The 12,022-nt window shown below is 47.5% G+C and carries 10 protein-coding genes; 7 read left to right on the forward strand and 3 right to left on the reverse strand.

The window, feature by feature from the left end:
- Positions 1–380: 380 nt before the first annotated feature.
- Positions 381–617: an IDEAL domain-containing protein gene (locus ACQCVH_RS03335; RefSeq protein ID WP_426834444.1), complete on the reverse strand. Its 237-nt coding sequence runs from the start codon at positions 615–617 to the stop codon at positions 381–383.
- 192 nt (positions 618–809) lie between these two features.
- On the opposite strand from ACQCVH_RS03335, the gene ACQCVH_RS03340 reads away from it, so the two are divergent.
- Positions 810–1,376, forward strand: a complete 567-nt coding sequence (locus tag ACQCVH_RS03340) for a competence protein ComK (RefSeq protein WP_224949987.1) — start codon at positions 810–812, stop codon at positions 1,374–1,376.
- Between the two features lie 26 nt (positions 1,377–1,402).
- Here the strand turns inward: ACQCVH_RS03340 and ACQCVH_RS03345 are convergent, their stop codons facing one another.
- Positions 1,403–1,810, reverse strand: coding sequence for a YhjD family protein (locus ACQCVH_RS03345; RefSeq protein WP_426834445.1), 408 nt, complete (start codon positions 1,808–1,810; stop codon positions 1,403–1,405).
- 231 nt (positions 1,811–2,041) lie between these two features.
- On the opposite strand from ACQCVH_RS03345, the gene ACQCVH_RS03350 reads away from it, so the two are divergent.
- From ACQCVH_RS03350 to ACQCVH_RS03370, 5 genes are all read left to right on the forward strand, one after another.
- Positions 2,042–4,033, forward strand: a complete 1,992-nt coding sequence (locus tag ACQCVH_RS03350) for a S9 family peptidase (protein ID WP_426834446.1) — start codon at positions 2,042–2,044, stop codon at positions 4,031–4,033.
- Between the two features lie 285 nt (positions 4,034–4,318).
- Complete coding sequence (locus tag ACQCVH_RS03355; RefSeq protein WP_426834447.1) at positions 4,319–5,260, forward strand: LCP family protein; 942 nt, start codon at positions 4,319–4,321, stop codon at positions 5,258–5,260.
- 87 nt (positions 5,261–5,347) lie between these two features.
- Positions 5,348–5,962 carry a TVP38/TMEM64 family protein gene (locus ACQCVH_RS03360; protein WP_148976579.1) on the forward strand — a complete coding sequence of 205 codons (615 nt, stop codon included), beginning with the start codon at positions 5,348–5,350 and terminating at the stop codon, positions 5,960–5,962.
- A gap of 21 nt (positions 5,963–5,983) precedes the next feature.
- The gene (gene lepB, locus ACQCVH_RS03365; protein WP_426834448.1) at positions 5,984–6,538 is read left to right on the forward strand and encodes a signal peptidase I; all 555 of its coding nucleotides are present in this window, start codon (positions 5,984–5,986) and stop codon (positions 6,536–6,538) included.
- Between the two features lie 83 nt (positions 6,539–6,621).
- A complete protein-coding gene (locus tag ACQCVH_RS03370; protein WP_426834449.1) occupies positions 6,622–9,873 on the forward strand; it encodes a winged helix-turn-helix domain-containing protein in 3,252 nt (1,083 codons plus the stop codon).
- Positions 9,874–10,214: 341 nt separating this feature from the next.
- Here the strand turns inward: ACQCVH_RS03370 and ACQCVH_RS03375 are convergent, their stop codons facing one another.
- Positions 10,215–10,532 carry a hypothetical protein gene (locus tag ACQCVH_RS03375; protein ID WP_426834450.1) on the reverse strand — a complete coding sequence of 106 codons (318 nt, stop codon included), beginning with the start codon at positions 10,530–10,532 and terminating at the stop codon, positions 10,215–10,217.
- A gap of 229 nt (positions 10,533–10,761) precedes the next feature.
- Here ACQCVH_RS03375 and ACQCVH_RS03380 point away from each other — a divergent pair, with 229 nt between their 5' ends.
- Positions 10,762–11,979: a substrate-binding domain-containing protein gene (locus ACQCVH_RS03380; protein ID WP_426834451.1), complete on the forward strand. Its 1,218-nt coding sequence runs from the start codon at positions 10,762–10,764 to the stop codon at positions 11,977–11,979.
- Positions 11,980–12,022: the final 43 nt, after the last annotated feature.

The following is a 12,022-nucleotide window of genomic DNA, read 5'->3' on the forward strand; positions in this document are numbered from 1 at the left end:
TCCGCATTTCTACTGTCCAGCTCCGGCTCCTAGGTGCTCGAGTCATAAGCCACTCCAGGATTAAAGGCAAAGAACGCCTTTTATCCTGGAGCGTCTTATGCTTGTCGCACCTGAACAGTCGCCTCCGCATTTCTACTGTCCAGCTCCGGCTCCTAGGTGCTCGAGTCATAAGCCACTCCAGGATTAAAGGCAAAGAACGCCTTTTATCCTGGAGCGTCTTATGCTTGTCGCACCTGAACAGTCGCCTCCGTTTTTCTATCTGTCCAGCTCCGGGCGCTAGCCCCTCGAGTCATAAGCCACTTTGGAACCGAAGGCAAAGAACGCCTTCAATTCCAAAGCGTCTTATGCTTGTCGGGGCTGAGCAAGCGCCCTCCGCTTTTCTAGTTCCCAAATCGTTCGTTCAGTTTTTTGTATTCTCCTGACAGCTTGGTGAATAGGGCCTTGTTGCGATCATCGAGGGCTTGATCGATTTTCTGGGCCAATTTTTCTTTTTCGGATATCAGCTGCACTTCCGACAAGAGCATTTCAATGTAGAGGTGTAAGACGTACGTGTCCTTGAGCTGTTTGCGGTTCAGCGTGTTCTTTTTCATCGACTCTGCATATGACTTCTCTTTCATGAAAATCACCCCTGCTGCTTTTTAATATTATATGGAGGAGCAGGGGAAAATTCAACTAAATTATTTAAATTTTTAGAAAATTACTTCCGTGTTAGTGTATTTGGCAGTAATTGACTAAAAATTTGCAATTATCTGTAATAAAGATGGTATAATGAAATGAAACGAAGAGCAAAGGAGATGAATCACTTGGATATGCATAAAAAAAGATTGGTGGAGGAGTACGAAATAAATCCTTCTACGATGATCATCCTGCCGCAGATATACGGCAAAAAAATTTATTCGCGGATCTTTGAGGTGGAAGATGAATTCCTGTCCCCGTTCAAACCGTTTGATATCGTCAAAAAAAGCTGCGGCTACTTCGGCTCCTCTTATGAGGGACGGAAGGATGCGACCAAGGATATCATTGGCGTGACGCATAAAGTCCCAATTGTCATCGACCCGACAAACCTGCTGTATTTTTTTCCGACAACTTCCCCGAACAACCCCGACTGCATCTGGATCTCTTATGAGCATATTGCAGCCCACCATCGTACAGATCCCTCACATACCAAGGTCGTATTCGGAAACAAGCATACACTGATCCTCCCTGTATCATCCAGCTCATTTGAAAATCAGCTCCTCCGGACAGCTCATCTAAGGACAAAGCTTCATCAGCGGATCGAAGGGCATGGCAGGAAGATGTTCTATTTCACAGATAATCAGAGGCTCAACAGGGCTTCAGAACCCGTCGGGAGCTACCGAAACAGGAAGCTCGAGTGACCTCCGGCATGCGCCTATGCGGTAAATTAGAGATGCTGGCCTGGCCTCTTCAGACGGAGGCGGCTTTCTTCCTGCATCGTCCAGCGTTTGAACAAGTAATATTCCATCAGCTCCTGCACCCTGTTGCGGATCCTCGGATTAAAATAATTATGGTGCTCTTCATACCCTTTATAAAGGAACATGAACATCGTAAATGCTTCATCACGCTTGATCTCCTGGACCTGGAGGCGGTTATCCTTCATATAGCGCTTTACGCCTGCCAGCTCTGTCTGGATGAATTTCATCGTATCCTCAATTAAATTCAGGTAAGGCTTTTTGAGTTTAAAGGGACTATTATTAATAACACCTATGTCCCTGTTCATCACAACCAATACCATAGGAAGATAGATTGCCTGCTCCATAATATTTCGGTCATCCTCTGGAATTCTTGTCATATCAGCTTGCTCCTCCGAACGGAAATAGAACGTTTGTTCGTTATTATTTTACTGAATCCCTGCCTTCTATGCAAGTCGAATTTAGCATCACTCTATAACAGTCTTCCTCATATTGGGGCATAGAGCTCATTTGGAGCGGAAAAAAATATTTTTCCTGAAAAAATGCCAGTCAGGCAGGAAAAGTATTTCTGTTGTCGAAATAAGTAGAATGGTTTTACATATAAAGGGGAGATGATTATCATGGCAAAAAACACCATTGCATCAAAAGATCTGCATCATTTAAAATCAGCGGCCGACCCCCAGCTGGCGCCGAACGGCAAGGATTGTGTCTATACGGAAACCGTTATCCTGGAGGAAAAGGATGTATACAGCTCCAATCTTTATTACATAAACACGGAAGATAAAAGTGCTCCTGTCCAATGGACATTTGGCACAGGGCGCAATCATTCTCCGCGCTGGTCGCATGATGGACGCCAGGTGGCCTTTGTGTCTAACCGAAGCGGGAAAAATCAAATCCACATTCTTTCCACAGCCGGCGGAGAGGCCCGCCAGCTTACATACTGCAAGAACGGGGCTGGCAATCCGGTATGGTCGCCAGACGGCTCCAAAATCGCCTTTACTGTTTCCCTTGGGGAGGGAGAATCGGTCAATGAGCGGGAAGGCGGGGAGGAAAAAGAAGAAAAGCCTGTTCCGCTTGAAGTGAACAAAATGAGATATAAATCCGATGCCCAGGGCTTCTGGAACGGAAAATACACCCATATTGCCATTGCTGACACAGAGACCGGTACTATAGAGCAAGTGACAGAGGGAGAAGATGATTACAGCCTTCAAAGCTGGTCGCCGGACGGGAAGCATTTGGCTGTGACAGCAGACCTGAGCGGGGACAAGGATTTTTCATATGGCAGTGATGTTTACCTGGTCAATCTTGAAACAAAAGAACAGGAGAAAATCACAAATGGTACAGGCTATTTCGGTAATATCACCTGGTCGCCTGACAGCCGGTATCTTGGTTTGATCGGACATGAAAGGGAGTTTGAAAACGCTACCCTTTCAAAAGCATGGGTGTATGACCGGGAACAGGGAGAATTGCGCTGCCTGACAGCAGATACAGACCTGCTGATCGGGGATTATGCCATCGGCGACTTCCAGCAGGGAGCCGTTTCCCCAGGCCTGCTCTGGTCCAAGGATAATCAAAGCTTCTATTTCCTTGCCACTGATAATGGCAGCACTGCAGTCTACTACGGGACGGTTGAAGGAGAGCTGTTCCCTGCGCTGCTCGATAGGCAGCATGTCTATGGTCTGTCAACCGGTGGGAATAATGACAAAGCTGTAGTGGCTATAAGCAAGCCGGACCATCCGGGTGACCTGTTCCTGCTGGAAATCACTACAGGGAAACTGGAGCAGCTGACAGCTGTCAACTCAGAGTTTCTGGAGAAAACAGGCCTTTCCGCAGCAGAGCCGATTGAATTTACTTCAGCTGACGGATGGGATCTCCATGGCTGGCTGATGAAGCCTGCCGGTTTTGAGGAAGGGAAAAAATATCCGCTGGTCCTCGAAATCCATGGCGGACCGCATGCGATGTATGCCAATTCTTATTTCCATGAGTTCCAGGTCCTTGCAGCCAAGGGCTATGCTGTTCTTTATATCAACCCAAGGGGCAGCCATGGGTACGGGCAGAAATTTGTGGACGCCGTCCGCGGTGACTATGGGGGCAGGGATTACGAGGATTTGATGGATGCAGTAGATTATGTGCTGAAGGAATATTCGTTTATCGACCAGGACAGGCTCGGGGTGACTGGGGGAAGTTATGGCGGCTTTATGACCAATTGGATCATCGGCCATACAGGCCGGTTCAAGGCAGCCGTGACCCAGCGTTCGATCTCAAACTGGATCAGCTTCTATGGAGTGAGCGACATCGGCTATTATTTCACAGATTGGCAGATCCAGGCGGGGCTTGATGATATCGAAAAGCTTTGGAAGCACTCGCCGCTTGCTTATGTCGATCAGATGAATACGCCTCTGCTTATCCTTCACGGCGAAAAGGATTTCCGCTGTCCGATTGAACAGGCGGAACAGCTGTTCATCAGCCTGAAGCACCGCAAAAAAGAAACGAGCTTTGTCAGGTTCCCTGAATCTAACCATGAGCTCTCCAGGAGCGGGAAACCTTCGCTCCGGATCAGCCGCCTCGATTATATCTCAGGCTGGTTTGATAAGCATTTGTAATCTTTTTCTAAAAAATAGCAGGATAATCCAGAAAAACAACCGCAAAGCTGTGAGTCTTTGCGGTTTTTTGTGTACAATAAAATGAAAGGCCAGTCCTTCAGGATACCGGATCGGCCAGAAAACAGAAAAAACAAGAAGGACAAGCGAAACCTTTTGTACTCTGACAGAGTCATATAAAGTGGCGATCTTTTTTTATAAACCGGAGCTTTGATACTGCGGTTCTGCCGGCATACTGAAAATAAACAGCCGCTGCGGGCCTGACTATATAATGGAAGGATAATTGTGATGAGATCGGATCGATACGAAAGAAAGCAGAAAAAAACGAAGCGCAAATGGAAGCTGGCTGTGTTATTCCTGCTTTTGATTATTGCCGGCACACTTGCGTATGCATACTACCAGTTTAATCAAGGTATGGCACAGTCTGAAGATAAAGTGAAAAATATCAAAGAAGTGAAATATGAATTCAATGGCGAAACAGACAAATACGGAGGCACGAACGTACTGCTGCTCGGAAGTGATGCACGCGGGGAAGAAAAACCGAGGACCGATACAATCATGGTGGGGCAGTATCATCCTGATAAGGGGACATATAAAATCATTTCCATTATGAGGGATTCGTATGTGGACATTCCGGGCCACGGCAAAAACAGGATTAATGCTGCCTTTGCGTACGGCGGTCCTGAATTATTGAGGCAGACGATCAAAGAGAACTTTGATATTGATATCCAGTATTATTCAATTGTCGATTTTCAGGGATTTGTCCAGCTGATCGATGAAGCATTTCCGAACGGTGTCGAAGTGGACGTTGAAAAGGAGATGTCGGATAATATAGGAGTAACGCTGAAGCCCGGGCTTCAAAGGCTGGACGGTGAGCATCTGCTCGGCTATGTGCGCTTCCGCCATGATGCTGTAGGCGATTTCGGCAGGGTGGAGAGGCAGCAGAAGGTGATGACGGAAATTGCCGATCAGTTCACCAGCATCCAGACATTGCCTAAGCTTCCTAAGCTGGTAGGTGTCGTCACCCCGTATATCAATACAAATATGGATACCGGAGACATTTTATATATGGGCAAAAGCCTTCTGTCTAAGGAAGGCAGGAAGATTGAGACATTAAGGGTCCCTGTGGAAGGTTCCTATTGGGATGAAACTACTCCAGGAGGGGCGGATGTCCTTGGAATCGATCTGGAACAAAACCGGCAGGCGATTAACGAGTTTTTGTCGAAATAATAGGCACAGGATGGAATTTGTGGTGTAAAGACTCCTTGCCAGAGGTAAGAATAAATACCGAATTGTTTTTATTAAGGAGATTTTTCAATGGATTTTGACTTGCTCAAGGATTGGCTGACACTGGAAAATATAATGGATCTTATTGAACGCTACCGTTCTTTTGGGCCGCTGCCTGGAATATTGCTGCCAATGCTTGAAGCTTTCCTGCCTTTCCTGCCGCTGTTCCTGTTCGTCATGGCCAATGCCAATGCCTTTGGCTTGTGGCTCGGCTTTCTGATATCCTGGGCGGGTGCATGTGCAGGGGCCATGCTTGTTTTTTACCTGGTCCGCACTTACGGTCAGAAGAGGATATTAACCTTTCTGAGAAAACATGCAAAGGTGCAGCAGCTGATGAGCTGGATTGAGCGCCATGGCTTTGGCCCTTTGTTCATCCTGCTTTGTTTTCCCTTTACGCCGTCGGCCATTGTGAATATAGTGGCCGGGCTTTCCAAAATTAGCTTTGCTCAGTATATGCTTGCAGTCCTGACAGGAAAAATGGTCATGATTTTCACCATGAGCTTCATTGGCTATGATATAAGATCATTGATTACACAGCCCATCAGGACAGTGATTGTCCTTGCCGTTATTTTCATTCTTTGGTACGTCGGCAAAAGGATTGAAGTAAAGATAAACATGGGAGCAGATAAAGACAGCAGCAAATAAACCATGGAGGTGGGGGACCGCGTGAAAGAAGAGGTTAAGCGGGAGGGTCTTGAGTGGATAAAGGCCTTGGCAATCGGAATCATCATTTTTGTATTTATCCGTATGTTTTTCTTTTCGAATTATGTTGTTGAAGGCGGATCCATGATGCCGACACTGCAGGATGGAAACAAACTGGTTGTCAATAAAATCGGCTATCAGATCGGGGAGCTGCAAAGGTTTGATGTCATAGTCTTCCATGCTAATGAAAAAGAGGATTTCGTCAAAAGGATCATCGGGCTGCCGGGTGACAGGGTCGACTATAAAGATGACCATCTTTATATAAACGGCAAGCTTGTAGAGGAGCCTTTCCTTGAAAAATACAGAAAAGAAACCCTCGGCGGCCGCCTGACCGGCGATTTTACCCTGGAGGAAGTGGCCCATACAGAAACAGTGCCTGAAGGCCAGCTGTTCGTGCTTGGGGACAACAGGCTGGAAAGCTGGGATGGCCGGCATTTCGGCTGCATTGATGCTGACCAGGTGGTAGGAAAGGTGAATCTGCGCTACTGGCCAATTGATGAAATGGATATTAAATTCTAAGGACTTGGAGAATTCAAGTCCTTTTTGTATGCAAATATGCTAAAATAATCTAAAAATTATAAAAATGGAAAGGGGGGATAAGAATGCCTGTCATCAAGACCAAGCTGATGGTGCCGCCAGTCAAAGAAAGATATATAAGGAGAGCAAGACTTTCAGGAAAAATGAAAGCGGTTGCTGAATTCCCGCTATGCATCGTCGAGTCAGGTGCCGGATATGGAAAAAGTACGGCATTGGCCCTGTTCGTCCATGATGAGAAGCTTCCTTGCAGCTGGTATTCCATCTCATCAGAGGATGATGATATCATTCCTTTTCTGTCCTGCCTTCTGGCATCGATCCGTTTAGCGCATCCAGATTTCGGGACTGAGATCGTAAGCATCCTGGAACAGCTGGACCGGTATGTAAAAGAAGAAGAGATCCGTTCACTCGCCTCTTTATTCTTGAATGAAGCTGCTCTCCATGAGGAAAATTTACTGCTGATCCTTGATGACTTTCATCAGGTTGAGCACTCCTATACGATCAATTGCTGGATGGAAACCCTCCTTGAACATATTCCGCCGAACCTTCACCTTATTATATCAAGCAGAAGCCGGCCGGGATGGAAGCTGCTGAAAAAGATGAGGGTCACAGACAAGCTCCTTGAAATAACGAAAGAGGACCTGGTCCTTTCCCGGGATGAAGTGGAGCTGCTCTTGAATGAATTATACGGAATTTCCATTAAGCAGCAGGAGGATTTGGACAGGATTTGCCATGCTACAGAAGGCTGGGTCATTGCTGTCGGCATGTTCGGACAGCAGCTGACAGACAAAAAAAGCATTTCTAATTTATTCGGAACATCGTCCGGATCCCTGGCAGACCTTTTTCAATACCTGGTCACAGAGGTATTTGCCAAACAGCCGCCGCTTATCCAGCAATTCCTTGAACAAACAAGCATTTTTGATGATATGACAGAAGAACTTTGCAATGAGGTCCTGGGGATCGCAGGGGCAGGAGCAATGCTTCAGCAGCTGACAGAGAAGAACCTGTTTATCCATAAGATAGGAGAAAAGGTATACAGATACCATGCCCTGTTTAAAGAATTCCTGGAAAAGCAGCTAAAAGCCGGACAGCCGCAAAGCTTTCGTCTTTTAAATGAGAGGTGTGCACGCCATTTCGTCCGGAGCCTTCAGTGGGACGACGCCCTTAAGCATTTTGAAAAGATCGGCTCAACAGAGGAAATGGCGTCTATATTAAGCGACCAGGGGCTAAGGATGCTTGAAACCGGTAAGCTCGGAAGCCTGTCAGACCGGATTGCGGGCATCCCAGGACATACAAAGGACAGATATTTCCCTGTCTGGTTTCTAGAAGGGGAAGTATTGCGCTACAAATCTTCGTACCAGGAAGCGGAGCTTGCCTATGACAGGGCAGCATCAGGGGCTGACCGAAAGCAGGACCTGAGTTGGAAAGCGCGTGCTCTTGAAGGGAAGGCGAGGATCTATCTTGACACAATTCAGCCTCATAAAGCAGAGCGCATTTTATCCCAGGCGATACACCTGAAGGAGGGGGATATCCGCGGAGGGAAGGACGAGCCGGCAAGGCTTTATCATTTGCTCGCGGAAAACCTTATAAATGCCGGGCAGGCTGCCAAGGCAGAAAAATGGATGGAGAGGGCAGAATCCATGGGGCATCAGGTGCTGGACAAAAGCCTTCTGGCACGTCTCTATTTAAGGACGGGTAAATTGGCTGAAAGCCGGAGAATCCTGATGGCCGGCCGCAAAACTAAGGGTGAGGGCAAACCGCTCCCGAAATCCCACAGGGAGACTGATCTGCTGCTTGCCCTTATCGAGGCATTTACAGGCAATGGGGCAGAAGCGAAAAAACTGTCCCAGGAAGGCATCCAGCAGGGAATCAGTACAAAGGCCCCGTTCGTAGAAGCCTGCGGCTGGATCAGGCTTGGGCATGCGGCACAGCTGCTGGGGGAATATGATTCTGCACTTGCGGAAAAATGCTACAGGACTGCATTGGACATAATGGACCGGCTGGAAATTGAAAGAGGAAAAGCAGAGCCGTTAATGGGATTATGCATTTTATACGGTGAACAGAATGACTACGGCAAATCAATGGATGCCGGGAAGGCAGGATTGCAGGAAACCGAGAGCGTGAAAGATATGTGGCTGTCTTCGCTGATCCTCATCAGTATGGGCATCAGCTCTGCTTATGGGAGGCGCTTTGGTGAAGCAGATAAGCATTTTGAACTTGCCTCAAGCATGCTTCAGCAGTGCGGGGATGATTACGGCTGTATGCTGGCCTTATTCTGGAAAGCCTATTCTGCTCATCAGCAGGGACTTCAGGAAGTTTTTCAAAACTCTTTTAAATCTTTCCTCAGCCAGATGCAATGGGGGGAGCACGAGTTCTTTCTGTTCAGGAGGACATTGTTCGGCCCAAGGGATTTGCAGATGTTTGCGCCCCTTCTGATTGAAGCGGAAAAAAGCGGCATCATGCCTGATTATACTGCAAGGCTGCTTAAAGAAATGAATCTTGGCAATCTTCATTCCCACCCGGGATTCACCCTTAAAGTGAAAACGCTCGGGCAGTTCCGTGTATGGCTTGGCGATAAGGAAATCGACGAAGGGGGATGGCAGCGGGGCAAAGCCAAAGAGCTTCTCCAGCTTTTTCTCACCCATCTCCACCAGCTTATCCGGAAAGAGGATATTTTTGATATGCTTTGGCCGGAGCAGGATGCCGTGAGTGCGGATAGAGACTTTAAGGTTGCCCTGAACGCACTTAATAACGTACTTGAACCAAACCGCAAGCCAAGGAAGAACCCATTCTTCATCAGCAGGGAAGGCACCTCTTATGGGATAAATCCGAAGGCTGTCATTGATTTGGATTCCATCCTTTTTGAGGAGTGGATTAAAGAGGGGCTGGAAGAGAAAGACCATGGAAAAAGCATCCACAGACTTGAAAGGGCCCTGAAATTGTACACAGGGGACTATTTGCCTGAGAGGCGCTATGAGGATTGGTGCATCAATGAAAAAGAAAGGCTGCAGGTCTACTTTCTGAGGGGAGCTGAAAAGCTCGCACAGCTTTGCGTCCGGAAGGAAGACTATGATATGGCAATCGAATGGTGTGAAAGAATTATAGATAAGGACCGGACATGGGAGGAAGCATACAGGCTCCTGATGTATTGTTATTACAGCAAAAACAATCGCCCCCGGGCAATCAGATGGTTCCAGAAGTGCTGTGAGGTGCTTGAAGAAGAGCTGGGTGTGGCGCCTCTGGAGCCTACGCTCCATATGCATGATATGATCATGGAATCGGGGAATATTGCGGGGCATGCGCAGCGGGATTTTGTGTAAAAAAATGTAAACGGGAATGAATATCACAATTCCAGGGAGAATAATTGAAATCTTAGGGAGAGTAACAGCCGAATTCAGGCAGAAAAGATTCAATTTCATGAAGTATAATGCCGGCGGCCCATTTTGGGCCGCTGTTCTAACATCTATCTGCGCCGGAGCCTCTGCTCCGGCGCCTTTTTAACTTTAGAAAATATAACTCGGTGTGTTTTCCGCTTTTATTGTCCAGCTCCAAAGCCTAGCCCCTCGAGGTCTTAAGTCAAGCAGATCAAAAGGTTAAAGAGCCAACCTTTCGCTCTGCTCGCCTTAAGCTTGTCGGGGCTGAGCAAGGCTTTTCCGCTTTTCTATTTCGCAAGCTGCGCCTTATAGGCAGGCTGGCAGTATACACAGATGTGGACATTGACGTCGGCGATGAGGATATCGGCGGCATTGTATTCAATATCACAGAATGAGCAGGCTACCATTTTATCTTCTTCAAACTCTTCTGCAGATTCAGGTATAGGATCATTTATGTTGATGACTTCCACCCAGATGCCTTTTGAGAGCGGGAGATTGGTCCTTAAGTATTCCTGTGCGGCTTCTTCCGTTTCCCAGAAGCCTAAATCCCACAGCAGTTCATTTGCGCTTCCATCCTGTGTCATCAATCCATAAACTGTTTTCATTATCTGTCGTCTCCTCTCAGACGGAAATTAAGAGCAATAGATTTCTTATCTCTTTTCCGCTTTTCTTTCGTATTAAACCATTTGAATAAATTTCCAGGGTGGACAGGCCTATTTCTTCCGCCAATAGAAATTAAAAATATCTTAGCTGTAACCGATTTGTAACTGAGGCTGATTAGGATGAAGGCAGGAAGATTTGCAGCAAACAATTTGATTTCAAGGGGGAGAAAGGATGAAAAAGAATACAGGGAAAATGGCATTAGGCTGCCTGATGTCGCTGATGGTGGTCTTTTCCAGTGCCTGCAGTTCTGAAGAATCGGGAGGCAGCGGGGATGAAAAGAGCGATCCGATTAAAATCGGCGTGCTGGCCTCGCAGACAGGCGGGCTTGAGTCATATGGGGAACAGACCCTGCGCGGCTTTGAGCTGGGCCTGGAATATGCAACAGACGGCAAAAATGAAGTGGCTGGAAGGAAGATTGAGTTCATAGTAGAGGATACTGAAACAAAGCCGGAAGTGGCCGTCCAAAAGGCGACAAAGCTTCTTGAAGAAGATGAAGTTGATTTCCTGGTCGGATCCTCCAGCTCAGGGGATACATTGGCTGTGCTTCCCCTCGCAGAAGAATATGAGAAAATCATGGTCGTCGAGCCGGCGGTAGCTGACAGCATCACAGGCTCAGAGTTTAACCCTTATATCTTCAGGACCGCGCGCAACTCCTCTCAGGATGCAGTCGCTGGTGCTGCAGCCATCGCCGGGGACGGTGTAAAAATAGCGACGCTTGCCCCTGATTATTCTTTCGGGCGCGACGGTGTGGCAGCCTTCAGGGATGCAGCTGTGAAGCTTGGCGCTGAAATTGTCCATGAAGAGTACGCTGATCCTGCTGCAACCGACTTTACTGCAAACATCCAGAAAGTGATAGATTCCAAGCCGGATTATTTGTTTGTCATCTGGGCAGGGGCCAATTCACCATGGAATCAGATTGCCGATATGAAGGTTCAGGATAAAGGCATCAAAATTTCCACGGGCGCCCCTGATATTGCTGCGCTTGCGACAATGGAGCCATTGATCGGAATGGAGGGATTCTCCGTCTATTATCACGATCTTCCGGATAACGAGATCAACAGCTGGCTGGTAGAGGAGCATAAAAAGCGGTTTGACGGGGATGTGCCGGATCTCTTCACTCCAGGAGGCATGAGCGCAGCCATCTCCATCGTGGAAGCACTGAAGAAAACCGAGGGCAGTACAGATGCAGACACGCTCATTGAGACAATGGAAGGAATGAGCTTTGAGACACCGAAGGGGAAGATGACATTCAGGGCAGAAGACCATCAGGCCCTTCAGGCATTGTACGCAATCAAGCTGGAGAAAAAGGATGGTGTCCCATACCCTGTACCAGTGCTTGTGAGGGAACTGTCACCTGAAGAAACAGCGCCTCCTGTCCTGAACAAGTAAGTGAAAACCGGATTATAAAATGCAGTAATGGCAATGGACTCCG

Origin of the sequence: Bacillus infantis (assembly GCF_050107595.1) — a bacterium.
Classification (GTDB): domain Bacteria; phylum Bacillota; class Bacilli; order Bacillales; family Cytobacillaceae; genus Bacillus_AB; species Bacillus_AB infantis_C.